3 protein-coding genes are annotated in these 4,438 nt (G+C 66.7%); 2 read left to right on the top strand and 1 reads right to left on the bottom strand.

Annotated elements, in window-relative coordinates:
- Window positions 1–321 precede the first annotated feature (321 nt).
- A complete protein-coding gene (locus tag GX414_13270; GenBank protein NLI48070.1) occupies window positions 322–1,761 on the top strand; it encodes an aminotransferase class V-fold PLP-dependent enzyme in 1,440 nt (479 codons plus the stop codon).
- Between the two features lie 376 nt (window positions 1,762–2,137).
- Here GX414_13270 and tnpA read toward each other — a convergent pair whose 3' ends face one another.
- Window positions 2,138–2,593, bottom strand: coding sequence for an IS200/IS605 family transposase (gene tnpA / locus GX414_13265; protein NLI48069.1), 456 nt, complete (start codon window positions 2,591–2,593; stop codon window positions 2,138–2,140).
- A 422-nt stretch (window positions 2,594–3,015) separates the two neighbouring features.
- On the opposite strand from tnpA, the gene GX414_13260 reads away from it, so the two are divergent.
- The gene (locus GX414_13260) at window positions 3,016–4,086 is read left to right on the top strand and encodes a calcium/sodium antiporter (GenBank protein NLI48068.1); all 1,071 of its coding nucleotides are present in this window, start codon (window positions 3,016–3,018) and stop codon (window positions 4,084–4,086) included.
- Window positions 4,087–4,438 lie beyond the last annotated feature (352 nt).

Here is a 4,438-nt window from a genome sequence, read left to right as displayed (position 1 = left end):
GATGAAAATCGACTCCGAGGTACAATGGTGTTGTCATCGTGTGCGCTCCTTTTGGCGCCGCGACCCCGGGAGCAATCACCCACGAGATTATATCTCGTGTCTCGGTGGCGCTAAAAGGAGCGCTCTTCTCATCACATCAACTGTTCCCAACCTGCGAACTTGAGAACCTGTGAACCTGCGAACGTTCTCAATTCACCCATTCACCTATCCACCCAATCCCCCTTTCTCCCGCCGCCTCGCTCCCGTGGTACACTGGAGACCGTCCGCCGCGGCACCGCCCGACGCCGCCGGCGGGAACACCGCCTCCGAGGTGACCGCTCCATGGACAGCACCACCTTCCGCCGCTACGGCCACGAGCTCGTGGACTGGGTGGCCGACTACATGGACCACGCCGACCGCTACCCCGTGCGGCCCCGCGTCCAGCCGGGCGACATCCGGGCGCAGCTCCCCGCCGCCCCGCCCGAGGGGGCCGAGGACTGGGACCGGATCCTCGCCGACTTCCGCGACATCGTCATGCCGGGGATCACCCACTGGAACCATCCCCGCTTCTTCGCCTACTTCCCGTGCAACCACTCCGGGCCGGCCGTCCTGGGCGAGCTGCTGTCGGCGGGCCTGGGTGTCAACGCCATGAACTGGCAGACCTCGCCGGCGGCCACCGAGCTGGAGGAGGTGGTCATGGACTGGCTCCGCCAGATGCTGGGCCTGCCGCCGGCGTTCCGCGGCGCCATCCAGGACACCGCCTCCACCGCCACGCTGGCCGCCCTCATCGCCGCCCGCGAGCGGCTGACGCGCGGCGCCGTAAACCGCGACGGACTCGGCGCCTGGCCCGAGCGTCTGCGGGTCTACGCCTCCGCGGAAGCCCACTCCTCGGTGGAGAAGGACATGATGGTCGCCGGCTTCGGCGCCGCCAACCTGGTCAAGGTGCCGGTGGACGCCGACTACGCCATGGACCCGGCGGCGCTGGAGCGGCTCATCGCCGCCGACCGCGCCGCGGGCCTGGCCCCTTGCGCCGTCGTGGCCACCGTGGGGACCACCTCCTCGACAGCCGTCGATCCCGTGCCCGCCATCGCCGCGATCGCCCGCCGCCACGCCCTGTGGCTTCACGTGGACGCGGCCCTGGCCGGCAGCGCCGCCATCCTGCCGGAACACCGCGGGCTGCTGGCCGGCGTGGCCGAGGCCGACTCGTTCGTCTTCAACCCCCACAAGTGGCTCTTCACCAACTTCGACTGCTCCGCCTTCTTCTGCCGCGACCCGGAGACCCTGGTGGCGGCGATGTCGGTCACCCCCGAGTACCTGAAGACGGCGCACGACCGCCAGGTGACCAACTTCCGGGACTGGGGCGTCCAGCTCGGCCGCCGCTTCCGCGCCCTCAAGCTCTGGTTCGTGATCCGGAGCTACGGGGTCGAGGGGCTGCGGGCGATGCTGCGGGCGCACCTGGCGCTGGCGCGGGAGTTCGCCGCGTGGGTGGACGCCCAGCCCGACTTCGAGCGCCTGGCGCCGGTGCCCGTGAACACGGTCTGCTTCCGCTTCAACCCGTGGCGCGCCGCCGGCGGCGGCAACCCCGCGACGCTCGACCGGCTCAACGCGGCGCTCCTTGAGGCCGTCAACGCCACCGGCCGGATCATGATCAGCCACACGAAGCTCGGCGGACGCTACACCCTGCGGATGTGCATCGGCCAGACGCGCACGCACCGGGAGCACGTCCTCGAGGCCATAGCGGTCTTCCGCTCCGCCGCGTCCTCCCTCGATGCCAGTTCGTGATCGTGATCGTGATCGTGATCGTGATCGTGATCGTAATCGTAATTCGTAATCGTGATCGTAATCGTGATCGGACCTGGGACCTGGGTTCTGGGACCTTGGCTCGCGGTTCGGGGCTCGAGGCTCGAGGCTCGTTCCCGTTCTGACATGCGTGCCGCTGATCGGGCGTTTGAACGTTCGGATGTTCGAAACGGTTGATCGTTGATCGTTGATTGTTGATCGTTGAGCGTTCGGCACGCGCCCGGCCCGAAAGGGCCGGACCGGATTAGCCAGGGGCGCAGCCCCTGGTCAGGCGCCTCCACCCCGCGCGGCTGTTTTCCCCACCCCGAGCCCCACCGGGGCGGCATCGGGGCCGCGGAACCACCCGCTCACCATCCGATCAATCCCAGAGGGTCCGCTCGTCGTACGGCACCTGGTGGAGCCGGAGCAGCTCCACGAACTCCGCCTCAAACGTCACCCGGCGGTGGTGCTCCTCCTGGCTGTCGATGTAGCGGCGGACGGCGTCCGCCTGCGACCGGCTCACCGAAAACGCGGCGTATCCCGTCTGCCAGCGGAAGGTCCACAGGGCGGCGCCCTTCTCCTTGATCCACTTTGAGGACCCGCCCTTGAGTTCCTCAAGCAAATCCGCCACGGTCACCGTCCGGCACAGGCCGGCCAGAGCGTGGACGTGGTCCGCGGTGCCGCCCGCGGCGAGGAGGGGGCAGCGCATCCGCCGGCCGATGCCGCAGAGGTATCGGTACAATTCCCGGCGGATCGCGGGATCGGCCAGAAACGGCTCACGCCCCTTGGTGGCGAACACCAGGTGCAACAGGATCTGCGCGTACGATTGCGGCATGGTCACCTTCCCATGGTTCTAACCATACAAACGGATGCGCCGGAAAGGTGTCCGAAAAATAGTGTGTTGATCCGAGTAACGGTCTTTCGCCCCGCTGGGGCGACCACGCGACAAACTGCCGCCCACCAGGGGCTGCGCCCCTGGCTAATCCGGTCCGGCCCTGGCGGGCCGGCCACCTGCCTCCAAATAGCCAATTCAGGATTAAGCAATCACCAATAACCAATAATCCGGAATGTGCGATGGCAGATGAGCGATGAACGTCCCCTCTATTGACCGAGTTCCCAACTCCCATCTCCGATCGCCTATCTCCGTCCTGTACACTGTTTACCGCTGACTGTTCACTGTTCACTGTTTTCTGTTGACTGTTCGCTGTTTTGCATTGAGACTTGCTGCTCACCAGCTTTGATTTTACGGAGCATCCGATGATCACCCTCGTCCTCTTCATCCTCGGCGTCGTCAAGCTGGCCATCGGCGGCGAGCTGCTGGTCCGGGGCGCCTCAGGGCTGGCCCGGCGCCTCGGGATCCCGCCGCTGATCGTGGGACTGACAGTGGTCGCCTTCGGCACCAGCGCGCCCGAGGCCGCCGTGAGTGTCTTCGCCGCCTTGGCCGGCCAGCCCGACATCGCCGTGGGCAACGTGGTGGGGAGCAACAACCTGAACATTCTGCTCATCCTGGGCCTGTCGGCGGCCATCGTGCCGCTGCTGATCAACCGGCAACTGCTGCGGCTTGATCTGCCGGTGATGGCGGGCGCGTCGGTGCTGGTGTGGGCGCTGGCGCTCAACGGCACCATCGGCCGGTGGGAGGGGATCCTGCTGCTGGCCCTGCTGACGGCCTACACGGTGGTGCTGGTGACCGTGAGCCGGCGGGCCCGGGCCGCCGCGGCCAAGGCCAACGAGGCTGCGCCGCCGGCAGCAACCCAGCCGGTCTGGCTGCTGCTGGCGTTCGTGGTGGGCGGCCTGGTGCTGCTGGTCCTGGGCTCGCGCTGGTTCGTCGACGGCGCCGTGGCGTTCGCCCGGCTCGTCGGCGTCAGCGAGCTGGTCATCGGCCTGACCATCGTCGCCCTGGGCACCTCACTCCCCGAGGTGGCCTCCAGCGTCATCGCCGCCATCCGCCACGAGCGCGACATCGCCGTGGGCAACATCATCGGCAGCAACATTTTTAATTTATTGTTCGTGCTGGGGCTGGCCGCCACCGTCTCGCCCGCCGGCGTCACCGTGGCGCCGGCCGCGGCCCGGTTCGACATCCCGGTCATGGTGATGGTGGCGCTGGTCTGCCTCCCCATTTTCTTCACCGGCCGGGAGCTCAGCCGCTGGGAGGGCTGGCTGTTCCTCGGCTACTACGCCGCGTACACCACGTATCTGATCCTCCACTCCGCGAAGCACCAGGCCTTGCCGTGGTTCAGCGCGGCGCTGCTCTACTTCGTGCTCCCCTTCACCGGCCTGGTGCTCATCGCGCACCTGGTGCGGGCGGCCCGGAAGACAGATAAGAGATAGGAGACAGGAGTTGGGGGTTCGAGCTCGTAATTCGTGCTCGTAATCGAGCCGTTTGAAGGTTTGAAGGTTTTAACGTTCTCAGGTTCGCAAGTTCCCAGGTTCACAGGTTCAAGGATAGTGGATAATTGATGGTTAATGGTTAATGGTTAATGGTTAATGGTTAATGGTTAATGGTTGATCGTTGAGCGTTCGGCACGCGCCCGGCCCGAAAGGGCCGGACGGCATTAGCCAGGGGCGCAGCCCCTGGTCAGGCGCCTCCACCCCGCGCGGCTGTTTCCTCACCCCGAGCCCCACCGGGGCGGTATCGGGGCGTTCGGAAAACCCGGCGTTGCAACGAGAGCTCGATCGATCG

This window comes from Acidobacteriota bacterium, from assembly GCA_012517875.1.
GTDB lineage: Bacteria > Acidobacteriota > JAAYUB01 > JAAYUB01 > JAAYUB01 > JAAYUB01.
The sequence above is the reverse complement of the archived record's forward strand: the minus strand, read 5'-3'. Positions and strand labels throughout refer to the sequence as shown.